Source organism: Shinella sp. GW821-FHT11G07 (assembly GCF_058808115.1).
Genome location: NZ_JBXARJ010000002.1, coordinates 12,831 through 38,899, shown reverse-complemented (window position 1 = coordinate 38,899; position 26,069 = coordinate 12,831). Strand labels below are relative to the sequence as shown.

Genomic DNA, 26,069 nt, shown 5'->3' with positions numbered 1-26,069 from the left:
CGCAGAGATCAATCGTCTTCGCCGACAACCTTCCAGATCACCGCGCCGATGACGGCGCCGACGATCGGAGCAACCCAGAACAGCCACAGCTGCGAAAGCGCTGCCGTATCGGCAAAGAACGCCACACCGGTCGAACGGGCCGGGTTCACCGAGGTGTTGGTGACCGGGATCGACACAAGGTGGATCAGCGTCAGGCCGAGACCGATGGCGATCGGCGCGAAGCCGACCGGAGCGCGGCCATGGGTGGAACCGAGGATGATGATGAGGAAGAACGCCGTTAGCACCACTTCGGCGACGAGCGCCGCCGTCAGCGAATAGCCACCCGGCGACAAGTCACCGTAGCCGTTCGAAGCGAAGCCACCCGCCTGAAAACCAGCCTTGCCGGAGGCAATCAGGTACAGCACGGCAGCCGCCACAATCGCGCCGACGACCTGCGCCACGATGTAGGGCACGAGGCTCGATGCCGGGAACTTCCCGGCGACCGTCAGGCCCACGGAAACGGCCGGATTGAAATGACCGCCGGAAATGCCGCCGACCGTATAGGCCATGGTGAGCACGGTCAGGCCGAAGGCAAAGGAGACCCCGAGAAAACCGATCCCGAGTTCCGGGAAGCCGGCGGCGAGAACGGCACTGCCGCAACCACCGAAGACGAGCCAGAACGTACCGAGAAATTCGGCAGAAAGCTTTTTGAACATGAATGCCCCCTGATCAAAAACCCCGCTGGAGCGAGGCTGAGTCGCGCAACTATCGCGCGATCGAACATAGCATGCTCTAAATTTCCTTGAATGGAGGCTGAACGAAATTTCAAATATGCGAAATTCCTAAATAAAAACGCGGATTTCCTTTCGCGGCGGCCGCCTCTTTGCGCCTCCGGTCAATCATTTTCGCCGACCACCTTCCAGATCAGCGCGCCGATGACGGCGCCGAGAATCGGCGCCAGCCAAAACAGCCACAGCTGCGACAGCGCCGCCGTATCGGCGAAGAATGCGACACCCGTCGAGCGGGCCGGGTTCAACGACGTGTTCGTGATCGGGATCGAAACGAGGATGATCACTGTCAGGCTGAGGCCGATGACAACAGGCGCAAAGTCCGTCGGAGCGCGACGATGGGTCGAGCCGAGAATGATGAAGAGGAAAAGCGCCATCAACACCACTTCGGCGACAAACCCCGCCGTCAGCGAATAGCCGCCCGGAGACAGGTCGCCGTAGCCGTTCGAGGCGAAGCCGCCTGCCTGGAAACCCGCCGTGCCGGACGCAACGAGATAAAGCATGGCGCCCGCCGCAGTCGCGCCCGCAACCTGCGCCACCACATAGGGCAGGATGCTGGAGGCAGGAAACTTTCCGGCAACCGCCAGGCCCACGGAAACAGCCGGGTTCATGTGCCCGCCGGAAATGCCGCCGATTGCATAAATCATGGCCATCAGCGCAAGGCCGGCGGCAAAGGACACGCCTACAAGGCCGATGCCGGCCTCCGGGAGGGCAGCGGCCAGCACGCCGCTGCCACAGCCGCAAAAGACCAGCCAAAACGTGCCGATGAATTCGGCGGAGAGTTTTTTGAACATGAATACCCCATCCACCCCGCGCAGCAGGGTTTCGTCGCGCTGCGATGGCGCGATCTCACACAGTTTTTGAGAAACTTGCCTGATGGGGGAGAGGGAGTGGCGCGACGTCCGGAGACGCCCGCGAACTCCCCAGCAAGAAGACGATGGATCAGGCCGTTGCGCGGCCCAGAAATTCCTTAACCTGGTAGCCCGGCATGAAAGTGCCGAGACGCTTGATTTCCCATTGCAGCAGGATGCCGGAATGCTCCAGCACGCGGCTGCGTACAGTCTCACCGAGATATTCGAGCTCGTAGCCCGTTGCCTGCCCGGTGTTGATCATGAAATTGCAGTGCATCGGCGACATCTGCGCGCCACCGATCATCATGCCGCGGCAGCCGGCCTCGTCAATCAGCTTCCAGGCGGAATGACCTTCCGGATTCTTGAAGGTCGAGCCGCCGGTCTTCTCGCGAATCGGCTGGACGGTTTCGCGATGCTGACGCACCGCATCCATCTTGGCGCGGATCTCGGTCTTGTCGCCGGCCTCACCCTGGAAGACGGCATGGGTGAAGATAAGGTCCTTGGCGGCCGTGGATTGGCGGTAGCTATAGCCCATGTCCGCATTGGAGAGCACAAGCTGGTTGCCCTTGCGGTCGACGGCATGCACCTCGACGACAAGATCCTTCGTCTCGCCGCCGTTGGCGCCGGCATTCATGCGCAATGCGCCGCCGATTGCGCCGGGAATGCCGTAGTAGAACTCGAAGCCGGCAATGCCGTGATCGAGCGCCATGGCGGCGATGTTCTTGTCCGGGCAGATGCCGCCGGCCTTGATGCGGTTTTCGCCGACGAGTTCGACATCGCCGAACCCCTTGGCCGACAGGCGAATAACGATGCCTGGAATGCCACCATCACGCACCAGCAGGTTCGAACCGACGCCGATGACGGTGAGCGGAACATCTTCCGGAACGATTTTGAGGAATGTGGCGAGGTCATCGACGTCATGCGGATGGAACATCAGCTCGGCAAGGCCACCGGCCCGGAACCACGTAACGCGGTCCATCGGCGCATCAGGCGTCAGGCGCCCGCGGACCTGCTTGATCCCCTCACCCAACGACGCCAGAAGTTTCTCACCATCGACCTGCTTCATGCTACCTGCCCCGAAATGCCCGCCAGTTCCTTCGGCAGCGTCTGCGCCCAATACGTGATACTGCCAGCCCCCAAGAGAACCACAAAGTCACCAGGCTTTGCAATGCCGGCGACGATCCCGGCCAATGCTTCTGGCGACGGCAGCAAACGCGCGTCGCGGTGGCCGCCGGATTTGATGCGCGAAACCAGCTCTTCCGCCGTCACGCCGTCGATCGGATCTTCACCCGCCGCATAGATCGGCGCAATCAGGATCGTGTCTGCATCGTTGAAGCAGCCGGCGAATTCCTCGAACAGGCTCGCCACGCGGCTGTATCGGTGCGGCTGGTGGACCGCGATGATTCGGCCCGAGCACGCTTCGCGCGCCGCACGCAGGACGGCCTTGATCTCGACCGGGTGATGGCCGTAGTCGTCATAGACGCTGACGCCGTTCCAGGTACCGGTCAGGGTGAAGCGGCGCTTGACGCCGCCGAAGCCTGCCAACCCCTTGGCAATCGCCTCCGGCGACATGCCGAGGCGTTGCGCGACGGCGATGGCCGCGGTGGCATTGGACACGTTGTGGCGGCCCGGCATCGGCAGGCGCAGGTCCATCATCGAGATCACCTGGCCGGTGCGGCGGCGGCGGATCTCGACGTCGAAGATCGAGGTCGCACCATCCATGCGGATATTGCCGAAGCGCACGTCGGCCTGCGGGTTCTCGCCATAGGTAATGACCTTGCGGTCCTCGATGCGGCTGACCATCGCCTGTACTTCCGGATGGTCGAGGCACATCACGCCAAAACCGTAGAACGGAACGTTCTCGACGAACTGGCGGAAGGCCGCGCGCACGGCGTCGAAATTGCCGTAGTGGTCGAGATGTTCGGGGTCGATATTGGTGACGACGGCGATATCGGCAGGCAGCTTCAGGAAGGTGCCGTCCGATTCGTCAGCCTCCACCACCATCCATTCGCCCTCGCCCATGCGGGCATTGGTGCCATAGGCATTGATGATGCCGCCATTGATGACCGTCGGATCGAGACCGCCGGCTTCGAGCAGCGTCGCGACCATCGAGGTGGTCGTGGTCTTGCCATGCGTGCCGCCGATGGCGATGGCATTGCGAAAGCGCATCAGTTCGGCCAGCATTTCGGCACGACGCACGACCGGCAGCAGCTTTTCACGCGCCGCGATGAGTTCCGGGTTGTTCTTCTTGATAGCCGTCGAGACGACGACGACTTCCGCCTCGCCCAGGTTTTCCGCCGTATGACCGACGAAAACCTCGATGCCCTTCTCGCGCAGGCGCTGCACATTGGCGCTGTCTGCCTGGTCGGAGCCCTGAACCTTGTGGCCGAGATTGTGCAGCACCTCGGCAATGCCGCTCATGCCGATGCCGCCAATGCCGATGAAATGAACGAGCCCTATGCTCTGCGGCATCTTCATGGTCGTTCTCCCTTGAATTGTGCGATCGTCTTTCCGCCCGCAATAGCCTCAACCATCAAGGCGAGCAAGCGCGCGGCATCCGGTTTTCCCGCCTTTCTGGCATTCGCGGCCATGGTCGCCATGCCCGCCGGATCGTGCATCGCCTTGGAAACGATCTTCGCCAGACGCTCCGTCGAAAGCTCCGCCTGCGGGATTACCTTCGCCCCGCCGCCGGAAGCCAGTGCCGCAGCATTCGCCGCCTGGTCATGATCCAGAGCATAGGGATAGGGCACGAGAATGGCCGGGCGGCCGATCACCGAGACTTCGGAAACAGTCGAGGCACCAGAACGGCTGATGATCAGATGCGCGTGGCCGATTCGAGACGCCATGTCGGTGAAGAAGGGCGAAACGTCGGCAGGAATGCCGAGATCGGCATAGGTGCGAACGACCTCGTCGCTGTCTTCCGGCCGCGCCTGCTGGGTGATCTTCAGCCGTGCACGGTCAGCGGGTTCCATCGCGGCGATCGCCGAGGGGATGGCCTTGGAGAAGAACTGCGCGCCCTGGCTGCCGCCAAAAACGACGAGGCGGAATTCGCCATCCGTCGAGGCTTCATAGGCAATATTGGCAGCCTCAAGCACGGCCGGGCGCACCGGGTTGCCCGTGGTCACGGTCTTTGCCGCATATTGCCCGCCGGTTTCCGGCAGGAATCCGCCGGCAATCGCCTTGACGCGGTTGGCCAGCGCCTTGTTGGCGCGGCCCATCACGGCGTTCTGCTCGTGGATCATCGATGGAATGCCCATGCCGGTCGCGGCGAGAAGCGGCGGCACGGTGGGATAACCACCAAAGCCGACCACGACCTTCGGCTTCAGCCGCGCCATCAGCTTGCGGGCGACACGAATGCCTTTCCACAGTGTGAAGAGCGATCGCGCGACACTGACCGGGTTCTTCGAGCCGATCGTCGCGGAGGGAACCACATGGATTTTATCCGCCGGGAATTTGCCGGCAAAACGCTCGGCGCGGCTGTCGGTGACGAGATGCACGGACCAGCCGCCGGCCTTCAGCTCATGCGCCAACGCCTCTGCGGGAAAGAGATGGCCGCCGGTACCACCGGCGGCGAGAAGAACGATGCCTTTGTCCATTCGGACTCCTTATTCGGCAGGCGCGACGATACCACCGCGGAAGAGACTGCGCTCCGAGGCGCGCTTTTCCGGGCGATGGCGTGTCAGCGCCAGGATGAAGCCGGCCGTCACGCAGATCGCGATCATCGACGAACCGCCATAGGAAATCAGCGGCAACGTCATGCCCTTGGCCGGCAGCAGTTCGAGGTTCACGCCAATGTTGATCATCGACTGCGTGCCGAGCTGCAACACGAGGCCGGCAACGGCAAAGCGCGTGAAATCATTGCGCTCCTTGAAGGCATGGTTGAGGCCGCGCATCACCACGAAGGCGAAGATCATAACGATGACCATGCAGAAGAGGATGCCGAACTCTTCCGCCGCGACGGAGAAGATGAAGTCGGTATGGCTATCGGGGATGATGCGCTTGACCGTGCCCTCGCCCGGCCCCTGGCCGAACCAGTCGCCGCGGATGATGGCCTCGCGCGCCGTATCCATCTGGAACGTGTCGCCCTCGCCCGTCATGAACTTGTCGATACGACCCGCCACGTGCGGCAGGAACGTATAGGCCGTCAGCAGGCCGCCGACGGCAGCGCCGCCGAGCACGATGATCCAGAGCCAGGGCATGCCGGCCATGAAGAACATGCCGCCCCAGACGGCGGCCGTGAGGATCGTCTGGCCAAGGTCGGGCTGCGCCACGAGCAGGGCCGCGACGATGCCGAACAGGATGATGGCGAAGAGGTTGCCGGGGATTTCCGGCTGGCGGGCATGCTCGGCAAACAGCCAGGCGCAGATGACGACGAACGCCGGCTTCATGAATTCGGAGGGCTGGATGGAGAAGCTACCGATCGAAATCCAGCGCCGCGAACCCTTGACCTCGACACCGAAGAACAGCGCCAGCACCATGGCCGCAAGCGAAATCACCAGCAGGATCATCGCCGCACGGCGCACCTGCCGCGGCGACATGAAGGAAATGCCAAACATGATGGCGATGGCCGGCAGCAGGAAAACCGCATGGCGCTTCACGAAGTGGAAGCTGTCGAGGCCGAGGCGCTCGGCCACCGGCGGGCTTGCCGCAAAGGACAACATGAAGCCCAACCCCATCAGCAGGATGAAGGCTGCGAGGAAGAACCGGTCTATCGTCCAGAACCAGTCCGCCAATGCACCACGTTCGGCACGACTAACCATGTCTCTTTCCTCTGTTTCCTTGCAATTCCGGGCGCAAACCGCCGCATGCGTGAGCCGGAACCGCGCTCGTCTAAACCTCGACCAGCATGGACATGCCGGGCAGTGCCGCGACATGTTTCACGAAGGCGTCGCCTCTGACTTCAAAGTTCTTGTACTGGTCGAAGCTTGCGCAAGCCGGGGACAGGAGAACGGCGACGGGGCCGGTTCCATCCTTCTCGGCATCTGCCGCCGCATCCTGAACGGCCCGCTCCAGCGTGCCCGACATCTCGAAGGGCACGGTCTCGCCGAGCGTCACCGCAAAGTCGGGCGCTGCCTGGCCGATGAGGTAGGCCTTGGCGACCTTCGGGAAGAACTCGCCGAGCGTCGAGATGCCGCCCTCCTTCGGAACGCCGCCGGCGATCCAGTAGATGCGCTCGAAACTGGAGAGCGCAGGGGCTGCGGCATCCGCATTCGTCGCCTTGGAATCATTGACGAAGAGCGCATCGCCCTTGCGGCCGACCGGCTGCATGCGATGCTTCAGGCCGGGGAACGAGGCAAGGCCGGCGCGGATGTCCGTCTCGCTGACGCCAACCGCGAGGCAGGCGCCGACGGCTGCGGCCGCATTCTGCGCATTGTGGCTGCCGCGCAATGTCTGGATCGACGAGAGGTCGGCGATTTCGCGCGTCGCACCCGCCTGCGCCAGGATGAGGCGGGCACCCTCGGCATAGATGCCATCGGCCAGCGCGGTGCGCTTTGAGATGCGCACAACCTTCGTGCCCGCCCGCTCGACGCGATCGGCAATCCGCTCGCAAAAGGTGTCATCGACGCCAACAATGGCTGTACGGCTCGCGGCGACCAGCCGCTCCTTGACGTCGGCATAGTGCTCCATGGAGCCGTGGCGATCGAGATGGTCGGGCGTGAGGTTCAAGAGGATGCCGGCCGACGGGTTCAGCGTCGGTGCCAGATCGATCTGGTAGGACGAGCATTCGACCACATAGAAGCGGCCGGCCTTCGGCGGATCGAGCGTCAGCACGGCCGTGCCGATATTGCCGCCAAGCTGCGTATCCCGCCCGCTCGCCTTCAGGATATGGGCGATCAGCGCCGTGGTGGTCGACTTGCCGTTCGTGCCGGTAATGGCGATGAAGGGGCAATCCGGCGCATGTGCGCGACGCTCGCGCGCAAAAAGCTCGACATCGCCGATCACCTCGACGCCGGCGGCGTGCGCGAGATCGGCGCTCCAATGCGGCTTCGGATGGGTGAGCGGAACGCCCGGTGACAAGACCAGCGCATCGATGCCCGTCCAGTTGAGATTGCGCAGGTCGCCGGTCTTCACACCAGCAGCAGCGGCATTCTCGACGCTCGCCGCACTATCGTCCCAGGCGGTGACATCTGCACCGCCGGCGGCAAGCGCCAGCGCCGTCGCAAGGCCTGATCCGCCGAGCCCGAAGAGCGCGACGGTCTTTCCCTTGAGCGAGGTGACGGGGATCATCGAGACCTCACCGCAGCTTGAGCGTGGAAAGGCCGACCAGCGCCAGCACGACGGCGATGATCCAGAAGCGTACGACGACCTGGCTTTCCGTCCAGCCCTTCTTTTCGAAATGGTGGTGGATCGGCGCCATCAGGAAGACGCGCTTGCCCGTGAGTTTGAACGAGCCGACCTGGATGATGACCGACAGCGTCTCGATCACGAAGAGACCGCCGATGATCGCCATGACGATCTCGTGCTTGGTGGCAACCGCAACCGTGCCGATCAGGCCGCCAAGCGCCAGCGAGCCGGTATCGCCCATGAAGATGGCGGCGGGCGGCGCGTTGAACCACAGGAAGCCGAGGCCGGCGCCGATGACAGCGCCAAGCACGACAGCAAGCTCGCCCGTGCCGGGCACGAAATGGATCTGCAGGTAGTTCGAGAAAACGGCGTTACCGGCGAGGTAGGCGATGACACCGAAGGAGGCGGCGGAAATCATCACCGGAACGGTGGCGAGACCGTCGAGACCATCCGTCAGGTTCACCGCGTTTCCGGCTGCGACAATGACGAAGCCGCCGAAAAACACGAAGAAGAAGCCGAGATTGAGCAGCAGGTCCTTGGCGAACGGAAAGGCGATCGAGGAGCCGAAGGTCGAGCCGTGGGGTCCGGCCGAAAGCGAGGCGCGCATCATGAAATATGTTGCAGCGCCGGCGATGAGGAATTCGAGGGCAAGCCGCGCCTTGCCGGAAAAGCCCTTGTCCGTCTGTTTCGTCACCTTGAGGTAGTCGTCGTAGAAGCCGATCGCGCCGAAGCCGAGCGTCACGAGCAGGGTCGCGACGACATAGACGTTGGAGAGGTCCGCCCAGAGCAACGCGCTACCGACGATGCCGGCCAAGATCATCAGGCCACCCATGGTGGGCGTGCCGGCCTTCTTGAAATGGGTTTGCGGACCATCGGCGCGGATCGGCTGGCCCTTGCCCTGGCGAATGCGCAGCGAGGCGATGATCATCGGGCCGAACAGGAAGACGATCGTTGCCGAGGTGAACAGCGCAGCGCCGGTCCGGAAGGTAATGTAACGAAACAGGTTGAACACCTGAACGGTGTCAGCCAGCTCGACGAGCCAAAGCAGCATTGTCACCCTTTCCCCAAAAGGTTCCCCAGGTCACCGCGGCGTGACAGGCCGGCGGACAGAGAAGAAAATTCCATAAAAGAGAAGGTCCGGCGGACGTCTGCCCGGCCGAACCCCTCTCAACTCTCGCGTTCCCTCTCGGAGAACGCCGGATATTTGTCAAGCAGGGCCGCCACGATGCGGCTGAATCCCGTGCCTTTCGACGATTTCACGACCAGAACGTCACCCGCGCGCACCGAACCGAGCGCGAAAGCCGCAAGCGCGTCCGCCGTGTCGCAGTATTCCCTCTCCACGCCGTCCGGCAGCACATCCCTCAACGCCGCCATGTCGGTCCCACCGAGCCAGACGTCGCCGATGCCCGCTTCGATCAACGGTTCGGCAAGGCCGGCGTGAACAGCTGGCGAATGTTCGCCCATTTCCAGCATGTCACCGAGCACGGCGATGCGCCGGCCACCGTCCTGCGGTTCGGCATCGCGCAGAAGCGCAATCGCAGCCCGCATCGAGGCGGGGTTGGCATTGTAGCTCTCATCGATCAGCGTGAACCAGCCGCCATCCTTGGCAAGCCTGTAGCGCCGGCCACGGCCCTTTTCCGCCTGCATGGTGGCAAGCCCGGCCATGGCCTTTTCGATGTCGCCACCGGCAAGGTGCACGGCGCCGAGGACGGCAACGGCGTTTTCGGCAATGTGCCGGCCGGGTGCGCCCATCGGCACTTCCAGCGTCTGCCCACCGACTGCCGCCCTGAGCAGGCTGCCCTCATTGCTCGCGATGAAATCGAGCAGCCGGAATTCAGCGCTCGGATCGGCACCGAAACTATGCACATGCGACACGCCGGCCGCATGCGCCGCTTTCTCCAGGAAAGCGAACTGTTCGTTGTCGCGGTTGAGAAGCGCATGGCCACCCGGCACGACACCCTCGAAAATCTCCGCCTTGGCCGCGGCGATCTCTTCGAGGTCGCGGAAATTGCCGAGATGGGCAGCGGCAATCGTGGTGACGATCGCCACATGCGGACGCACCATGGCGACCAGCGGGCGGATCTCGTTGGCATGGTTCATGCCGATTTCGAAGATGCCGTAGTCGGTCGTTTCCGGCATGCGGGCGAGCGTCAGCGGCACGCCCCAATGGTTGTTGAAGGAGGCGACCGAGGCGTGCACGCTGCCGGAGGGCGCAAGTGCCTGGCGCAGCATCTCCTTCGTCGTCGTCTTGCCGACGGAACCGGTGACGGCGATGATTCGCGCCGCCGTGCGGTCACGCGCAGCACATCCGAGATTGACGAGCGCCTCCAGCACATCCGGCACCACGATCATCGGCGTCACGAGGCGACCAAGCGCTGGCAGCTTGCCTTCGCTGACGACAAGCAGTGCTGCGCCATTGGCGACGGCAAAGCTTGCGAAATCATGGCCGTCGACGCGGTCGCCCTTGATGGCGAAGAAGGCTTCACCCGGCGCAATCGCCCGGCTGTCGATGGAAATCCCGGTCACGCCCTGCGGCAGGTTACCGATGGGACGGCCGTGCAGGGCCGCTACGAGATCACCGCTGGTCCAGAGCCATTTCACCGGTCGAGTTCCTCCAGTGCCTTGCGCAGTTCGGCGTGGTCCGAGAACGGCAATGTCACGGAGCCGACGGTCTGCCCCTCCTCGTGTCCCTTGCCGGCAACGATCAGCGTATCGCCGGACTGCAACATGCCCACGGCGCTGCGGATTGCCTCCGCACGATCGCCGATTTCGGTCGCGCCGTTGGCGGCAACCATAATCTCAGAGCGGATGACTTCGGGAACCTCGGAGCGCGGATTGTCGTCGGTGACGATGACGACGTCGGCCAATCGCATGGCGATCTCGCCCATGATCGGCCGCTTGCCCTTGTCGCGGTCGCCGCCACAACCGAAAACCACGATGACGCGCCCGGTCGTGAAGGGACGCACCGAGGTCAGCACGTTTTCCAGCGCATCAGGCTTATGGGCGTAGTCGACATAGGCGAGCGCACCGTTCTTGGCATGGCCAACCAGTTCGAGCCGGCCGGAAGCACCGATGAGCTTTTCAAGCGCCGCCATGGCGACGGTTGCGGGAACGCCGGTCGACATGGCAAGACCCGCCGCGACCAGCGCGTTCGCCACCTGGAAATCGCCGGCGAGCGGAATGTGCACTTCATAGATGTCGTCGCCGACATGAACTTCGGCGGTCTGCTTGTGGCGGAAATGCTCGACGCGCTTCAGCGCGAGATAATCACCCTTGCGGCCAACCGTGCGCACGTCGAGCCCGGCCTTGCGCGCGGCTTCGATCGCCACGCCGGACCATTCGTCGTCGGCATAGATGACGGCTGGCGCGCCCTTCGGCAGCAACCGGTCGAACAGCCGCATCTTGGAGGCCATGTAGTGCTCGACCGTCGGATGGTAATCCATGTGGTCGCGGCCAAGATTGGTGAAGGCGGCGGCCGCAAGCTTCACACCGTCGAGGCGCGACTGGTCGAGGCCATGGCTAGACGCTTCCATCGCGGCATGGGTAACGCCGGCATCGGCAAGTTCGGCCAGCAGTTCATGCAGCGAGACCGGATCGGGTGTCGTCAACGAACCGTAGTCGTTGCGGCCGGGAGCCACGACACCGGTGGTGCCGATCATCGCGGCCGCATGGCCGGCATGTGCCCAGATCTGGCGGGTGAAGGAAGCGACAGAAGTCTTTCCGGCGGTACCGGTGACGGCCACCATGGTTTCCGGCTGGCGGCCGTAGAAATGGGCAGCGGCAAGCGCCAGGAAGCGGCGCGGTTCGGCAACGGCAATGACCGGAACGGCGGCCTCGACAGAGGCACCCTCGGCAACGACGACGGCCGCGGCACCCCGCGAAACGGCATCGGCAACGAAGGCGCTGCCATCGGCCTTGGTGCCAGAGAGAGCAACGAAGAGGTCGCCCGGCTTCACCTTCCGGCTGTCACTCGCAATGCCGCTTACGTCTATCGTGGCTGCGGCGTTCGAGGGGTCGATTTCGGGTCCGGTGAGGTCGCTGATCTTCATTTTCGCTCTGCTGCTTTCTGTTGGCAGCCGGTTCGTTTCCGAATCGGCGTCCCGTCTTCTCCATTCAATAAGACACAAGCAAGGCGGACCCGTCCTCACCAAATTTCGGCTTTACACCAAGAAGGGATGCCGAACGGCGGATGATCTCGCCGACCATCGGCGCGGCGTTGAGGCCGGCGGTGCGGCCACCACCCTCGCCCGTCTGCGGCGCATCGATGAAGGTGAGAACCACATATTTCGGATCATCGATCGGGAAAGCGGACAGGAAGGCGTTGAAATTCTGTGTGTTGGAATAGCGCCCGCCGACAACCTTGTTGGCCGTGCCCGTCTTGCCGCCGACATTGAAGCCCGGAACCAGCGCGCGCCGGCCGGAGCCGTCGTTTGCGTTGAGCTTGAAGAGGTAGCGCATCTTGTCGACCGTGTCGGGATTGACGACGACCTTGGCGATCTCGTTCGCCTCTTCGGCCGTGCGCGGCAGGAAGGTCGGGTTGATGAGCCGGCCGCCGTTCATGAGGGCCGCCGCCGCCACTGCCGTCTGCAACGGCGTCGTGGAAACACCGTGGCCGAAGGAAATGGTGATCGAGTTGATCTTCTTCCATTCGCGCGGCTGCGACGGCGTCTTCACTTCCGGGAGTTCCGTCTCAAGCCGGGTCAGCAGGCCCATGCGGGTGAGGAATTCCTTGTGGCCGGCAATGCCGATGACGTCGGCCATCTTGGCCGTGCCGATGTTCGACGAATACTGGAAGATTTCGGGCACGGTCAGCACGCGGTGCTTGCCGTGAAAGTCCTTGATGGTGAAGCCGCCGATGCGGATGGGCGCGCGGGCGTCAAAACTGTCGGTGATCTTCACCTTGCCCGAATCGAGCGCCATCGCGGTGGTGAAGGTCTTGAAGGTCGACCCCATCTCGAACGTGCCGTTCGACATGCGGTTCATCCAGCCGTCCTTGGCGCCGGCGGCCGGGTTGTTCGGGTCGTAATCCGGCACGGAGGCCATGGCGAGAATCTCGCCGGTATTGACGTCCATCACGACGGCACCGGCGGCGAGCGCCTTGTACTTCTCCATGCCCGTCGCCACGACGTCACGCACGATCGCCTGCACGCGCAGATCGATGGAAAGCCGCACCGGCTCCATCTTGGCATCGCTCGTCATGCCGATCGCGGCAAGGTCGGCGAGACCCTGGCTGTCGATATAGCGCTCCATGCCGGCAATGCCGCGGTTGTCGATGTTGACGTGGCCGACGACGTGCGACGCGGTGACACCGCCCGGATAGAAGCGACGCTTCTCCGGCCGGAAGCCGACGCCGGGAATGCCGAGCGCCAGGATACGGCTCTGCTGCTTGGGCGTCAGCTGGCGCTTCAGCCACTGGAAACGGGATTTCGAGGTCAGCTTGCGGTAGATGCCGCGCCGGTCGAGGTCCGGCATCACTGTGGCGAGCATTTCGACGGCCTCGTCCGCATCGACGATCTTGTGCGGCTCGGCATAGAGCGAAACGGTACGGATGTCGGTCGCGAGGATTTCACCGTTGCGGTCGATGATATCGGGACGCGAGGCCATCAGGTGATCGGCCGGGCCGATCGAGGAAACGGTTTCCGGCGAGGCCATGCCATATTGCACGAGGCGGCCGCCGATGACCGCATAGACCATGCCGAAGCAGCAGATGATGACGGCGACGCGGCTGCGCGCCTGCGAACCGGAGCGCTTGCGCGTGCCTTCGAAAACCTGCCCGTTGGGGCCGGTCCGGTTGTTGTTGCCGCCGGCGTTGAAATGCGCCTTGCTCTTGAGGTCCATGATGCGGGAGAGAAACGACATCAGTTTGCCACCGATCCGGTTTGGATTGCGTCCGCGTCCGAGGCTTTCTTCTTGTTCTTGGCGATCTTTTCGTCCTTCTTGCCGTCCTTTTCAGGCTCCAGCGCCGGCAATTCGGCCATCGGCATCGGCAGCTCGCTCGGCTGCGCAAGCTGGGTCGATTCGGTCGGCACGAGCTTCAGGTCGGCTTCGAAGGTCTTGACGAGACGGTTCAGGCGGTTCGGCTGGGTGAGAAGCGCCCAGTCGGCCTTGAGCAGATCGATCGTGTCTTCCTCGAGCTTGATCTCGGAATCGAGCTTGCGCACCACCTCAAGCTTGTTCTCGGCCTGATGCTTGATCGAATAGGTAACGGTGGCTGCTGCGGTCATGACGGCGATCATCACGACATCAAGGGTACGGAACATCACTCAGCTTCCCATCTTCTCAAGGGCGGCAAGGTTGGGCAGGTTGAAAATGGACAGATCATCCGTCCCGGCAGGGGCGCTGGTGCGCTCGCCTGCCCTCAGCTTCGCGGATCGGGCACGCGGATTGACCGCACTCTCCTCGTCGCTGGCCGCCACCATAGGGCGCCCGACTGGTGCGAAGGTTGCGGCCTTGTCGTGAACTTCCGGCAGATGCCGCGAACCGGCGGCCTTTCCGGAGCGATCCTGGAAGAATTTCTTGACGATGCGGTCTTCCAGCGAATGGAAGCTGACAATGACCAGGCGACCGCCCGGCTTCAGCGCGCGCTCGGCGGCAAACAGCGCCTCGGCGAGTTCGCCCAACTCATCGTTGACGAAAACGCGCAGCGCCTGGAAGACGCGGGTCGCCGGGTGGATCTTGTCCTTGGCCTTGCGCGGCGTCGTCAGCTCGATGAGGTTTGCAAGCTGGCGCGTCGTGGTGAAGAATTCCTTCTCGCGCGCCTTCTCGATGGCGCGGGCGATGCGGCCGGCCTGCTTCTCTTCGCCGAGAAAGCCGAAGATGCGGATGAGGTCGGAGATTTTTGCGCGGTTGACCACGTCGGCTGCCGAAACGCCGGACGCGGACATGCGCATGTCGAGCGGGCCGTTCTTCTGGAACGAAAAACCGCGCTCGGCCTCGTCGATCTGCATGGAGGAAACGCCGATATCGAGCACGACGCCATCGAGCCCGCCCGCGGGTGCATGCTCGGCAAGTTCGGAAAAGCGGGAATGGATGAGCGTCAGACGCCCGCCGGATGATTCGACCAGTTCCTGACCGCCGGCAATGGCGTTCGGATCACGGTCGAGCCCGATGACGTTTGCGCCTTCGGCGAGGATGGCGGATGTGTAGCCGCCTGCCCCGAAGGTACCGTCAAGAATGACCTGGCCGGGTTTCGGCGCGAGCGCCGCGATGACCTCGGAGAGAAGAACCGGAATGTGACGGATCGGTCCGCCATCGGCATCAGAAAACCCTCCGCCAAGATCCGCCGTCATTCCGATTCTCCGTCTTACCCCGAGCCCAGACCTCGCAACCTGAACTCTTCCCGGGCCGCCGCCTGCGTGGCTTCGAATGCCTGCGGTGCCCAGAGCTGAAAATGATCCGCCCGACCGACAAAGGTCACGTCCGTGGTGATGCCCGTATAGTCCCGGATAAAATCCGTGACCGACAGGCGCCCTTCCGAATCGAGCTTCATGAAGACGCCGCCCCCGTGAATGAGGAGCGACATCCGATTGGCTTTCGGCGAAAACGCATCCTCGCTGGCGATCTGGCGCTCGAAACGATCGAGCAAATCCAGCCCACCGACGCTGATCGCCGGAAACATGAAATCCTGGAAGCAGTACAGCTCCCGGATGTCGCGTTGCGACAGGACGGATCGAAAAGCCGAAGGAACGGAAACCCTTCCCTTGGCATCGATCCTGTTCGTCGCATTCGACAGGAACCGGTTCATGACACGATACAGCCGTTTCCCCTACCCCGACGCTGTGCATCCGTCTGGGCAAATCCAACACAACACCACGCGCACGAACCAGCCTTGATGCAGCGCGTTCGCGCCACACCGTCCCCAGCCGGTTTGCCTCAAAGCTTTGCGATGATCGGACGCTCATGCGTCCTCGTGCAGTGTGATTTTGGGATACCATGGGACCATATGGGCGTCAATGGGAAGAGACCTCATCCCCCGTGTTCAGACCGTCAAACGTTTATAAGGCGTTAAGTTTAACAAAAGGTTAGGAAAGGCCTGCCAACGCCTTGTATTTGCAAGATGTGAAACACCACTCGCGTGCGTTTCAGCACACAGCAAGGCATGCGCGAACCCCAAGGAATTCAGCGCATTAGAGCGTCGTAAAAAATCGTCTTCCGGAGAAAGATTTTTGCCAGTTGGCCTGTAAGCCGGGTTCTGTATGGCCCCGGTTTGCACCGGAACGTGGCAGCCATTCATCTGGGACCGGACTTGCGCCCGGCCTCTTGCAACCCACCCGGATGACCGGCCCGGAAACGGGCTGAAACGCTTGCGCGTTTCGCGTCATCCCTATTCGGTTTTGCTCCCGGTGGGGTTTGCCTTGCCAGCCCTGTTGCCAGGACCGCGGTGGGCTCTTACCCCACCCTTTCACCCTTACCTTCCAAGGAAGGCGGTTTGCTTTCTGTGGCACTTTCCCTAGGGTCGCCCCCGCCGGACGTTATCCGGCACCGTGTTTCCGTGGAGCCCGGACTTTCCTCACCTTGCGGTCTTTCGACCCTTGCAAAGCGCGGCTGCCCGGCCAACTGGCAGGCGCTGACTAGCTGATACCGACGGGAAAGACCAGAGACAAACGTGGCTTAGCGGAAATGAACCGCAAAATCCGTTGCGTAGTCCGGTTCGTCGAGCCGGCCGCGAATCACCAGGTCGGCGCCGATGCGACCGATCTCGTCCGAACTCTTCGCCGCCGCACCGTTGCCGCCCGTCAGCAGCGCCACGCGGTCACTCTCGACGAAGCCGGCATAGGGATAGCCGTGCGGCGTATAGGTCGTAATGCAGGGAATGGAGATCAGCCGCACCGGGTCGAGGTCCGGGATGGCGCGCGCAAGCAAATGCTTGAGATGCACGATCGCCTCCGGACGGCCTTCGCCACGGAACCAGTCGCGGACAGCCTGCTCGTCCTCGATCTCGACTTCGGTCGGGTCGCCGCCGATCTTGAGATAGGTCTGGCCGTCCGGGTAGACGATGGGCGGCAGGAAATAGAAATGGTCGGCAGGATCGGTGCTCTCGTCGATCCACGACGGCATATCGCGATAGGCCTCCGCCTGCGCCGGCGTCAGCTGCGCCAGCACGACGGTGCGCGCCTTCACAACGAGGGCCGGCACCTTCGGCAGCAGCCCCGGCGCCCGCGAAAAACCGCCGGTCGCAACGAGTACGCGCCCGGCGGTGACAGTAGCTCCCGATTTCAGGGACACGGACCCGCGACCGCCGGCGTCGGTGACCGAAACCGCATCGTCGAGGATGGAAACGCCGCCGGCCTTTTCCATGCAGACAACCTGCGCCGAAACGAGCTTGCGCGGATCGACATAACCCGCATTCGTCGCCTCGAAGACACCCGCCGAGGTTTCAGGCAGGTCGAACCACGGAAAGCGGCTTCTCAGAGCAGCGCGATCGAACAAGGGCGCATCCAGCGCATAGCGCCTGGCGACGGATTCGACATTGTTGAGAAAATTGCCGCCCGCCGCACCCGTGATCAGGCAACCGGTCTCGCCGTAGAAGGTGATGCCGCTTTCCGCTTCGATGTCTCGGTAGCGGGCGATCGAGCGGTTGGCGAGCAACGCCCAGTCCGGGTTCTGGTCAATGGTTCGGGTGATGCGGCCGCTGTCATAGTGGCTGGAGAAAACGCCGTCGTGGTTCTTCCAGTCGGCGGGCTCTCCCCGTCCAACGAGCGCCACGGAGGCGCCCGTTTTTATAAGATGGCGCGCCGCCGCCGCCCCCATCATGCCCCTGCCTACAACGACGAAATCGAAATGCCGATCCATGCTTCACCCTCACGTTTCAGGGATGGCATAGCAATTCCAGGAAAAGTGTGAAGCGGTTTTCAGTCCGGAATTGCGTAAATTCAGACAGGGATGGCCGCGGGCCGGTTGCAGCCCGCGAAAAATCGCCCATCGGCATGATCAGTCGATGATGCTCTGGATCTTGCCGCAATAACGCTTGGACACCGGGTTCATGCGCTTGGCGCCATGGCCGGCGTTGTATTTCAGGATGGTGCCGCAGGTCGTGCCGCCGCTGAGGTCATGCGCCATGGCGAGGTACTTCATGCCGAACTTGATGTTGGTTTCCGGATCGTAGAGCCCCTTGGGGCCGCCGCGATAGCCCATCATGCGCGCCGTCGCCGGCTTGATCTGCATGAGGCCGATTTCGCCGGCACTGCCACGGGCACGCGGATTGAAATTGCTCTCGACGCGAACGACGGCATGCGCCAGATCGCTCGGAACACCGTAAGCCTTCGCATAGGACTGGATGAGGCTGGAATAGCCCGCGGCCTTCACGCCCGTCGCCAGCGGATTTTCCGCCTTGGGGTAGCCGGTCGTGCTCTTGAAGGTCTTCAGCTTGCCGACGACGACGCCGTCCTTGTTGATCCCGGCCTTACGCTTGTTGCGCTTGCTGGAAACCTTGCGGGGCTTTTCCTTCGCAGCGACGTCCTTCTTGGCAGAGGTTTCGAACAGATATCGTTTCTTGGCCGGGCCGTTCTTGGCTTCGGCATGCGCCATGCTGGCGGAAAATACGGACACACAAAGGCAGGCCGCGCTGAAGGCAGCAAGAAGTCTTCTCATCTAGTTCCAGTCTCCAAAAAGCGCAAAGGCAGGGCCCTGGGCCGCAGCAGCTACAGCTGCGCACCCTGCGCTGACGTCTCGATCCATGTTGAGTGCGATCAGGCCCTGACCGCATGTTGCGCTGCAACGAACGCAGTCGGAAAAGACATGGCCAATCGGGTCAGGATGTGGCGAAACGGTAAACTTCTGTTACAGACTGTAATATTCTAATATTCGGATAAGCTATCAGGCGGCCAGCCGCGGCAGCGCGGAAAGCAGCCGGTGCAGCGTGTCGATGGTCGAAAAATCGGCTATCCCATCGACCCGTTCCGGCCGGAAATGACGCTGGAAAGCGGCAACGTCGCCTTCGGTTTTTTCCGAGTAATATCCATTGATTTCCGTACCATAGCCGTAGAGAGACAGCATGGTCTGGAGCGCCTCCACCGGCTGGCCGGCGTCGCCCTGCTGGAAGAACCGCCCGCCGGCAATCGGAGATGGCTCCACCCAGTGCCCGACACCCGCCGCGTGCAGGCGGTTCCACGGGAATTTTTCACCCGGATCAACCTTGCGAATCGGGGCCACATCCGAGTGCGCAAGCACCCGCTCAGGGGCGATTTTCCACCTTCGGCCACAATCGAGACACAATTCGACGACCGCGTTCACCTGCGCTTCGGGGAATTCCGGCAGCCCGCCGGGATGGCCGGCATTGGCAATCTCGACACCGATCGAGGCCGAGTTGATATCCGCCTCGCCCTTCCACAGGCTTTTCCCGGCATGCCAGGCACGATCCGCCTCGCGCACGAGTTGCTCGACGCGTCCGTCCTCGTGCACGAAGTAATGACAGGAGACCTGGCTTTCGGGCGCACAAAGCCATTTCAGCGCGCCGTCCGCCGTTTCCATGCCGGTATAATGCAGGAGGATGATGTCTGGTTCCCGCCCGCCGGCGCGTTCGCCAAAGTTCGACGACGGCGCGGCGGTCGCACCGGAATAATCACATGTGAATGCGCTCATGCAGCGCAGCGTTCCTTCTCGATCGCCTCATAGGCAGCGTTGAGCGCGGCCATGCGGTCGTTCGCAATCTGACGGAACTCGGCCGGCACGCCACGCGCCACCAGCCTATCAGGATGGTTCTCCGAGGCAAGCACGCGATACCGCTTGCGGATCTCGGTGAAATCGTCGCTCGGCTTCACACCGAGCACCTTGTAGGGGTCACGCCCGCTGACATGGACGTGACGCGCGATGATCTGTTCGAAGCGCTCCTCGACCATGCCGAAGATTTCCGCGACGCGGCCAAGGAAGGCCATTTCCTTGTCGTGGATCAGCCCGTCCGCCTTGGCGATATGGAACAGGCCGTCGACGATATCCTCGAGGATCGGGCAGTTCTTCTCGCAGGAGACGCAGAGCGCCATCATCTTCTCGGCATAGGCCTCGTAGCCGGCAACGTCCTGCCGCGCGAGGTTATAAAGCCGCGCGACATTGGCCGCCTGGTTGTCGGGGTACTTGAAGATGTCCTTGAAGGCATCGACCTCGGCGGTCGTGACGATGCCGTCGGCCTTCGCCATCTTGGCGGAAAGCGCGATCATCGCGACGGAAAACGCCACCTGCTTGCGGGTTTCCGGGTCGCCTTCAAACAATGTGCGCACCGCCTCTACCACGCCGGACAGCACATTGCTGGCGGCATCGGAGACCATGCCGACGAGACGATCCCACACGGCACTGATGAAGCAACTGGGCGAATTCTGGAACATAAGGTGATTTTGATCAGACAATTGCAGGGAAAGCAAGGCATGGAGCCGCCATTTCGCCCCGAATGACAAAATTTTGATGGCCCTCATGAAGTGGCGCCATCGAAATATACTGCGACCAAATTTTCGCCTGCCGGGCATAGCAGACAATCCGTCATGGAATGCGGATAAGTTCGCCGCGCCGTTCCCCTTCCGGGGAATTTGCGCTACGAGCAACTCCAGCAAAAGTGCGAAGCGGTCTGGCGTCCGGAGTTGCTAAAACAAAGACCAGAACGCCCGCTATAGAGACTGTGGAAACCGAGGAGGAATTATGGCCAAGCAGAAAGTCGCAATGCTGACCGCCGGCGGGCTCGCGCCCTGTCTGTCGTCCGCTGTCGGGGGCCTCATCGAGCGCTACAGCGACATCGCACCGGATATTGAGCTCGTCGCCTATCGCTCCGGCTATCAGGGCCTGCTCCTTGCCGATCGCATCGAAATCACCAAGGACATGCGCGAGAAGGCGCCCCTCCTCCATCGTTATGGCGGCTCGCCGATCGGCAACAGCCGCGTCAAGCTGACCAACGCTGCCGATTGCGTGAAGCGCGGCCTCGTCAAGGAAGGCGAAAATCCGCTGCGCGTCGCGGCCGAACGTCTTGCCAAGGACGGCATCACCATCCTGCACACGATCGGCGGCGACGACACCAACACCACGGCGGCCGACCTTGCCGCCTATCTGGGTGCGAACGGCTACAACCTCACCGTTGTCGGCCTGCCGAAGACCGTCGATAACGACGTCGTACCGATCCGCCAGTCGCTCGGCGCCTGGACGGCTGCGGAAGTCGGCGCCGGCTTCTTCGACCATGTCAGCAACGAGCAGAGTGCCGCGCCGAAAACCCTCGTCGTGCACGAAGTGATGGGCCGCCACTGCGGCTGGCTCACCGCCGCAACGGCGCGCGCCTATATCCAGAAGACCAACGGCAACGACTATGTCGACGGCTTCATGATGAACAAGCAGCTAAAGAACATCGACGGCCTCTACCTGCCGGAGCTGGACTTCAACCTGGAGACCGAGGCCGAGCGGCTGAAGGCGATCATGGACCGCGCCGGCTTTGTGACGCTCTTCGTCTCGGAAGGCGCCTGCCTCGACGCCATCGTCGCGGACCGGGAAGCGGCCGGCGAAACCGTCAAGCGCGACGCCTTCGGCCATGTGAAGATCGACACCATCAATGTCGGCAATTGGTTCACCAAGCAGTTCGCCGCCCTCCTCGGCGCCGAACGCTCCATGGTGCAGAAGTCGGGCTACTATGCTCGCTCCGCGCCCGCCAACCGCGACGACCTGCGCCTTATCCAGAGCATGACCGACCTTGCCGTCGAAAGCGCGCTGAACAAGGTGTCCGGCGTCACCGGCCATGACGAGGGCCAGGGCGGCAAGCTGCGCACCATCGAGTTCCCGCGCATCAAGGGCGGCAAGCACTTCGACACTTCGGCCAAATGGTTCGGCGAGGTGATGGACGTCATCGGCCAGAAGTGGAAGCCCGCGGCCTGACGCATACCGCGGTTTTGCGCGACACGCGCCAACATCGGGCTTGACGCGCAAAATTCGTGATGGCTTGCTCCCCGGATTGCACTCGATCCGGGGAGTTTTTCATGTCCTTCGAACACTGGCTTGCCTTCGCCGCCGCATCCGCCGTGATGCTGGCCATTCCAGGCCCGACGATCCTCCTCGTGATCTCCTATGCGCTCGGCCATGGCCGCCGCACGGCCGGCGCCACCGTCGCCGGCGTGGCGCTCGGCGATTTCACAGCGATGACGGCCTCCATGCTCGGCCTCGGCGCCCTGCTCGCCACCTCCGCGGCGATCTTCACGGTGTTGAAGTGGGTGGGCGCTGCCTATCTCATCTGGCTCGGCATCAAGCTGTGGCGCGCACCGGTGTCGGTTGGCGCCGAAGGTGAAGCCCCGGCAGAGGAAAAACCCTTCCGCATCTTCGCCCATACCTATGTGGTGACGGCGCTGAACCCGAAGAGCATCGTCTTCTTCGTCGCCTTCCTGCCGCAGTTCCTCGACCTGTCGCAGCCGATGCTGCCGCAGATGGTGATCTTCGAAATCACCTTCCTGGTGCTCGCGACGCTGAACGCCTTTTCCTATGCCCTGCTTGCCTCGGCCGCGCGCAAGACGATCCGCAAACCGTCCGTCCAGAAGGCCGTCAACCGCACCGGCGGCACGCTCCTGATCGGCGCCGGATTGCTGACGGCGGGGCTCAAACGGGCGACGGCGTGACACACCGCGAAGCCTACGGGTTGCCGCGTCCCGTCTGATCGGTTAATGACGGGACACGGCCACGGCCGGTTGATTTGCAAAACGCCCGGGCGTCAGACGCCCCCGCACCCCGGCAAACCGAGAACGACGACCATGGCTGACACTTCCGCTCCCCGTCCGGCACGCATCGCAGCGCTTGCCTGCGCAGGCCTTCTTGCAACGCTTGCAGGCTGCGCCAGCGTCGCCGACGATGCGACGACGGCGAAGACCGTGACGCCCGCTTCGACGACGACGGACATTGCCGCAGCGGATGGCACGACCACGGAAGTCGCCTACGCCGCCATGCCGGCGGCCAAGCCAGGCACGGAGAACACGCCGGAAGCATTGCCGACGCCGATCGTTGCTGCAGGCGAGATTGCCGGCGCCGCCGTTCCGGTCTCGGCCCTCGCCGAGGCAAAGCCGGTCACCGGCGCTGCCGCAGCCACAGCTGCCCTTGCAGGCAACACGGTCGAGACGGCCAGCGCGACGACCGGCATGCAGCAGGGCTACGACACCGTCATCGGCGTCTCGGTGATGGAACCGGGCTTTGACAGCGGCGAACCGGAAGGTCTCGAACAGCTCGTCGCCAGCCGCAAGATCGTGCCGATGGCAAAACCCGCCCTGATCAGCAATGCGGTCTTTACCACCGAAACGCGTCTGATGGTTCCGCAGGCCGAGCAACCGTTCAAGAAGTCCGGCACGCCGATCGACGCGTTGATCACCAAATATGCGGCTCTCTACGGCATTCCGGAATCGCTTTTGCACCGTGTCGTGAAGCGTGAAAGCACGTACAATCCCAGGGCTTTCAATCGCGGCCACTATGGCCTGATGCAGATCAAGTACTCCACAGCCAAGAGCATGGGCTTCGAAGGCCCGGCCGAAGGCCTGTTCGACGCCGAGACGAACATCAAATATGCCGGCAAGTACCTGCGCGGCGCCTGGATGGTTGCCGACGACAAGAACGACGGCGCCGTGCGCCTCTATGCGGCCGGGTACTATTACCACGCCAAGCGCAAGGGCCTGCTCGACGAGACCGGCCTGAGATAAGCCGGCCTCCCTGTCAGCGCGCCGGCTTCAGCCAGAACGACATCGGTTTTTCCGTCTCATCCGTCTCGCCAATATCCTGCCAAGCAAGCATCGTTCGCAAATCGGTGTGATGCGCGTAACCGCGCCTGCCCCAGAATTCATCAAGCGGTACATAGTCCGCCGGACGGAGCGGATGATCCTTCGGCCGTTCTACGGCGCAGAATGCGCACCAGTCGAAACGCCCGAGACGGCGCGCATAGCTCTCCCGCTCCTCGAAGAAGCGCACACCGAGCCCCCTGCCCCGATAGCTGGAAAGCAGCACGGACTCGCCGAAATAGAAGACCGTCTCCGGTACGATGCCGGTCTTGACGAACGGCGCCCTGAAGACGTCCGAGGCATCCGTCATCGGCACGCCCGTCGAGGCGCCGACGATCCGCTCCCCATCGAGCGCCAGCACGAAAAGACTTTCCGGCGATTGCGCATAGGTCGCAAGATAGGAGGCCTCATAATCCTCGCTTCCCTCGTAGAGATAGGGAAAGGCGCGAAAGACCTCCGTGCGCAGGCGCGCAAGATCCGCGATATGGGGCGTCACGGCGTCGCCGTGGACAATCTTGACCTGCATGATCCTTGAATGTTCCCAAAGGTTTGAGCAATGTTATAAGGCGATCGGGTTCGCCCGTGCGACAACAGTATGAGGGATGGCATGCCAGCAAAAGAGACGATCCGCGCCTATTACGATGCTTTCAACAGGCAGGACATGGAAACCTTCTTCGATCTCCTGCATGACGATGTCGTGCACGACATCAACCAGGGCGGCCGACAGGTCGGCAAGGCCGCGTTCCGCGATTTCATGGCGCACATGAACCGCAGCTACCGGGAGACGCTGACGGACATCGTCATCATGTCGAGCGAGGATGGCCGGCGCGGTGCAGCGGAGTTCGTCGTCAACGGCCAGTATCTCGCCACCGACGAGGGTCTGCCGGAGGCGAACGGCCAGACCTATGTGCTGCCGGCCGGCGCCTTCTTCGAGATTCGCGACGGCAAGGTCGCGCGCATTTCCAACACCTACAACCTCAACGACTGGATCGCTCAGGTCGGCGCCTGACCGGCCTGAAGGTCGTCCGCATCCAAGAGATCGAGGATGCGCTTGATCAGCAATTGGGGCTGATAGCCGAGTTTCGACGGCGTCAGCCCCAATCGGATAAACGCAAGCTTGCGCGAGGGAACAATCGCCGCGAACTGGCCGTCGTGCCCGCGCAGCCAGAACGTATCGGCCGGCAGGCCATGCTCCGCATCGGTTTTCGGCCCTGGCCCCCGGAGCCAGGTTTGCATGTGGCTGTAGGTGCCGTTCGAGGCTTTCGTCGGCGTCGCCATGGCAGAAACGAAACCGTCGGGCAGCAGCCGGTTTCCCTTCCAGACACCGTCGTTCAACAGCAGAAGCGAGAAACGCGCCCAGTCGCGCGCCGTCGCATAGAGATAGGACGAGCCGACGAAGATGCCGGTCTCATCCACTTCCATCACAGCGCTCGCCATGCCGAGCGGCATGAAGAGCGCGCGCGCCGGGAAGGACAGCGCCTGGCTTCGCCCACTAAGCGCGCCCATCCAGATCCGCGACAGCAGCACGGCGGTGCCACTCGAATAATTGAAGCTCTCGCCGCGATTGGCCTCGAGCGGTAGCGACAGCACGAAGCGCGACATGTCCGGCTCAAGGAAGAGCATGCGCGTGACATCCGTCACCTCGCCGTAATTCTCGTTGAAGACCAGCCCGCTTTCCATGGAGAGCAGGTCGCCGAGCGTTATCTCAGCCCGCGCATCACGACGCCATTCGGGGAAAAGTCCCTTCATGTCGGGCGAGAGCGCGCCCGCCTGCATCAGGCGTCCGATCAGCGCGGCGTTGACCGACTTGGTCATCGACCAGCCGAGCAGCGGTGTCGTTGCGGAAAAACCCTCGCCATATGCTTCGGCAACAATGCGGCCGTCATGTACCACCACGGTTGCCCGCATGCCGGGGCCTGTCAGTGCGCTATCGGCCAAGAGCGCGGAGAACCGCTCATCCGGCGCCACGGCCTCGCCATCAGGCCAGGTGACAGCAGGGTCCCCCAACGGGATTTTGGAAATCGCCACATCCGAAACGGCCTGCCGTGCAGCCCGGAAATCGCCATCCGGCGCACCGGAGCAGCCAAAACCCTCATGCCAGACGGCATAGCCAGGCGCGAAGAGGCCGAGCAGACGAACCGTCACTGTCTTTTCAGAGAGATCGACGTCCTGCCGCATCAGTTTCAGCAGCGGATGGCCGGGGGCCTGGACGTCTTCGGCGAGCACCTGCTGTGCATCGCGGCCGGAGACGAAGACATTCGAGCAGACGATCTTGGCGGCGTAACCGGATCCGACGCTCAGAAGCGCAGGCGGCGATACGATGAGCCAGCTTGCCCCCACGATGAGGACAACGGCAAGGACGGAAAGCGTCCAGGCGGCCAGCTTGTAGAATCGTCTCATCGTGGCCTCTCCTTCCACCCGGGAAGACAATCAGGATTTGACTGTCATGGAAAGGT

General features: G+C 62.8%; 24 protein-coding genes and 1 other RNA gene. 4 read left to right on the top strand and 21 right to left on the bottom strand.

Going from position 1 to position 26,069, the window contains the following annotated elements:
• Positions 1-8: 8 nt before the first annotated feature.
• The 19 genes from aqpZ (AC1RT2_RS03700) to AC1RT2_RS03610 all read right to left on the bottom strand — a co-directional run bounded on the left by aqpZ (AC1RT2_RS03700) (position 9) and on the right by AC1RT2_RS03610 (position 20,220).
• Complete coding sequence (aqpZ, locus tag AC1RT2_RS03700; protein WP_493099608.1) at positions 9-695, bottom strand: aquaporin Z; 687 nt, start codon at positions 693-695, stop codon at positions 9-11.
• Between the two features lie 179 nt (positions 696-874).
• Positions 875-1,561, bottom strand: a complete 687-nt coding sequence (gene aqpZ, locus AC1RT2_RS03695) for an aquaporin Z (RefSeq protein WP_493099606.1) — start codon at positions 1,559-1,561, stop codon at positions 875-877.
• 148 nt (positions 1,562-1,709) lie between these two features.
• Positions 1,710-2,684 carry a UDP-N-acetylmuramate dehydrogenase gene (murB, locus tag AC1RT2_RS03690; RefSeq protein WP_493099604.1) on the bottom strand — a complete coding sequence of 325 codons (975 nt, stop codon included), beginning with the start codon at positions 2,682-2,684 and terminating at the stop codon, positions 1,710-1,712.
• Positions 2,681-4,096: a UDP-N-acetylmuramate--L-alanine ligase gene (murC, locus tag AC1RT2_RS03685; RefSeq protein WP_493099602.1), complete on the bottom strand. Its 1,416-nt coding sequence runs from the start codon at positions 4,094-4,096 to the stop codon at positions 2,681-2,683. The genes murB and murC overlap by 4 nt, the downstream gene beginning before the upstream one ends.
• Entirely contained in the window at positions 4,093-5,214 is a 1,122-nt protein-coding gene (gene murG / locus AC1RT2_RS03680) for an undecaprenyldiphospho-muramoylpentapeptide beta-N-acetylglucosaminyltransferase (RefSeq protein WP_493099600.1), read from the bottom strand. The genes murC and murG overlap by 4 nt, the downstream gene beginning before the upstream one ends.
• Before the next feature lie 9 nt (positions 5,215-5,223).
• Positions 5,224-6,378, bottom strand: coding sequence for a putative lipid II flippase FtsW (ftsW, locus tag AC1RT2_RS03675; RefSeq protein WP_069058315.1), 1,155 nt, complete (start codon positions 6,376-6,378; stop codon positions 5,224-5,226).
• 70 nt (positions 6,379-6,448) lie between these two features.
• Complete coding sequence (murD, locus tag AC1RT2_RS03670; protein WP_493099598.1) at positions 6,449-7,846, bottom strand: UDP-N-acetylmuramoyl-L-alanine--D-glutamate ligase; 1,398 nt, start codon at positions 7,844-7,846, stop codon at positions 6,449-6,451.
• Between the two features lie 7 nt (positions 7,847-7,853).
• The gene (gene mraY / locus AC1RT2_RS03665; protein WP_069058313.1) at positions 7,854-8,954 is read right to left on the bottom strand and encodes a phospho-N-acetylmuramoyl-pentapeptide-transferase; all 1,101 of its coding nucleotides are present in this window, start codon (positions 8,952-8,954) and stop codon (positions 7,854-7,856) included.
• Between the two features lie 116 nt (positions 8,955-9,070).
• Positions 9,071-10,504, bottom strand: coding sequence for a UDP-N-acetylmuramoylalanyl-D-glutamyl-2,6-diaminopimelate--D-alanyl-D-alanine ligase (locus tag AC1RT2_RS03660; RefSeq protein WP_493099595.1), 1,434 nt, complete (start codon positions 10,502-10,504; stop codon positions 9,071-9,073).
• Positions 10,501-11,952: a UDP-N-acetylmuramoyl-L-alanyl-D-glutamate--2,6-diaminopimelate ligase gene (locus AC1RT2_RS03655; protein WP_493099594.1), complete on the bottom strand. Its 1,452-nt coding sequence runs from the start codon at positions 11,950-11,952 to the stop codon at positions 10,501-10,503. The genes AC1RT2_RS03660 and AC1RT2_RS03655 overlap by 4 nt, the downstream gene beginning before the upstream one ends.
• A gap of 64 nt (positions 11,953-12,016) precedes the next feature.
• A complete protein-coding gene (locus AC1RT2_RS03650) occupies positions 12,017-13,762 on the bottom strand; it encodes a peptidoglycan D,D-transpeptidase FtsI family protein (protein WP_444797065.1) in 1,746 nt (581 codons plus the stop codon).
• Positions 13,762-14,163: a cell division protein FtsL gene (ftsL, locus tag AC1RT2_RS03645; RefSeq protein ID WP_444797064.1), complete on the bottom strand. Its 402-nt coding sequence runs from the start codon at positions 14,161-14,163 to the stop codon at positions 13,762-13,764. Before ftsL ends, AC1RT2_RS03650 begins: the two co-directional genes overlap by 1 nt.
• A gap of 3 nt (positions 14,164-14,166) precedes the next feature.
• Positions 14,167-15,192: a 16S rRNA (cytosine(1402)-N(4))-methyltransferase RsmH gene (rsmH, locus tag AC1RT2_RS03640; protein WP_493099593.1), complete on the bottom strand. Its 1,026-nt coding sequence runs from the start codon at positions 15,190-15,192 to the stop codon at positions 14,167-14,169.
• Between the two features lie 14 nt (positions 15,193-15,206).
• The gene (gene mraZ / locus AC1RT2_RS03635) at positions 15,207-15,647 is read right to left on the bottom strand and encodes a division/cell wall cluster transcriptional repressor MraZ (protein ID WP_493099592.1); all 441 of its coding nucleotides are present in this window, start codon (positions 15,645-15,647) and stop codon (positions 15,207-15,209) included.
• A 420-nt stretch (positions 15,648-16,067) separates the two neighbouring features.
• Positions 16,068-16,463: RNase P RNA component class A (gene rnpB / locus AC1RT2_RS03630), an RNA gene on the bottom strand.
• 50 nt (positions 16,464-16,513) lie between these two features.
• On the bottom strand, positions 16,514-17,695 hold the full coding sequence (locus AC1RT2_RS03625; RefSeq protein ID WP_493099591.1) for an FAD-dependent oxidoreductase: 1,182 nt from the start codon (positions 17,693-17,695) through the stop codon (positions 16,514-16,516).
• A gap of 138 nt (positions 17,696-17,833) precedes the next feature.
• Positions 17,834-18,493 (bottom strand): lytic transglycosylase domain-containing protein, encoded by a 660-nt coding sequence (locus AC1RT2_RS03620; RefSeq protein WP_493099590.1) that lies wholly within the window; start codon positions 18,491-18,493, stop codon positions 17,834-17,836.
• Between the two features lie 225 nt (positions 18,494-18,718).
• Positions 18,719-19,483: an N-acetylmuramoyl-L-alanine amidase gene (locus AC1RT2_RS03615; protein WP_493099589.1), complete on the bottom strand. Its 765-nt coding sequence runs from the start codon at positions 19,481-19,483 to the stop codon at positions 18,719-18,721.
• Positions 19,480-20,220: a J domain-containing protein gene (locus AC1RT2_RS03610; RefSeq protein ID WP_069058304.1), complete on the bottom strand. Its 741-nt coding sequence runs from the start codon at positions 20,218-20,220 to the stop codon at positions 19,480-19,482. Before AC1RT2_RS03610 ends, AC1RT2_RS03615 begins: the two co-directional genes overlap by 4 nt.
• Positions 20,221-20,527: 307 nt before the next feature.
• On the opposite strand from AC1RT2_RS03610, the gene AC1RT2_RS03605 reads away from it, so the two are divergent.
• From AC1RT2_RS03605 to AC1RT2_RS03595, 3 genes are all read left to right on the top strand, one after another.
• Positions 20,528-21,742, top strand: coding sequence for a pyrophosphate--fructose-6-phosphate 1-phosphotransferase (locus tag AC1RT2_RS03605; RefSeq protein WP_493099588.1), 1,215 nt, complete (start codon positions 20,528-20,530; stop codon positions 21,740-21,742).
• A gap of 101 nt (positions 21,743-21,843) precedes the next feature.
• Positions 21,844-22,473 (top strand): LysE family translocator, encoded by a 630-nt coding sequence (locus AC1RT2_RS03600; RefSeq protein ID WP_493099587.1) that lies wholly within the window; start codon positions 21,844-21,846, stop codon positions 22,471-22,473.
• Between the two features lie 132 nt (positions 22,474-22,605).
• Complete coding sequence (locus AC1RT2_RS03595) at positions 22,606-23,538, top strand: transglycosylase SLT domain-containing protein (protein ID WP_493099586.1); 933 nt, start codon at positions 22,606-22,608, stop codon at positions 23,536-23,538.
• A gap of 13 nt (positions 23,539-23,551) precedes the next feature.
• Here the strand turns inward: AC1RT2_RS03595 and AC1RT2_RS03590 are convergent, their stop codons facing one another.
• Positions 23,552-24,139, bottom strand: coding sequence for a GNAT family N-acetyltransferase (locus AC1RT2_RS03590; protein ID WP_493099585.1), 588 nt, complete (start codon positions 24,137-24,139; stop codon positions 23,552-23,554).
• An 81-nt stretch (positions 24,140-24,220) separates the two neighbouring features.
• On the opposite strand from AC1RT2_RS03590, the gene AC1RT2_RS03585 reads away from it, so the two are divergent.
• Positions 24,221-24,622: a ketosteroid isomerase-related protein gene (locus tag AC1RT2_RS03585; protein ID WP_069058299.1), complete on the top strand. Its 402-nt coding sequence runs from the start codon at positions 24,221-24,223 to the stop codon at positions 24,620-24,622.
• On the opposite strand, the gene AC1RT2_RS03580 is transcribed toward AC1RT2_RS03585, so the two are convergent.
• Positions 24,607-26,013, bottom strand: a complete 1,407-nt coding sequence (locus AC1RT2_RS03580) for a serine hydrolase domain-containing protein (protein ID WP_493099584.1) — start codon at positions 26,011-26,013, stop codon at positions 24,607-24,609. The genes AC1RT2_RS03585 and AC1RT2_RS03580 overlap by 16 nt on opposite strands.
• Positions 26,014-26,069 lie beyond the last annotated feature (56 nt).